Below are 279 nucleotides of genomic sequence, written 5' to 3'. Positions count from 1 at the left end.
GACTCGCTCAAGCAGATGCAAGCCTTTTTGTACCGCAGCATCCTGACTACGACCTAATACCTGAGTTTGTGCCAAAGTCAGGTTTTCGGTAATCGATAAATGAGGAAATAATTCGAAATGCTGAAAACCATGCCGACGCGCGAGCGCAATTTGGGCAAATCCGTCTTTTTGTCTCCGACCGAAATGCCATCAACCAGAATTTGTCCTTGCTGAAAGGGTTCCAGACCATTAATGGTTTTGATTAATGTTGATTTACCGGAACCAGAAGGACCACAAACC

General features: G+C 45.2%; 1 pseudogene. It reads right to left on the bottom strand.

Going from position 1 to position 279, the window contains the following annotated elements:
* Positions 1-279 (bottom strand): annotated as a pseudogene (locus tag ACZ3HH_RS29720) (ATP-binding cassette domain-containing protein); the annotation flags it as partial.

This window comes from Pseudomonas sp. PME37.24/025, assembly GCF_055556615.1.
This window is presented reverse-complemented; position numbering and strand designations above follow the sequence as displayed.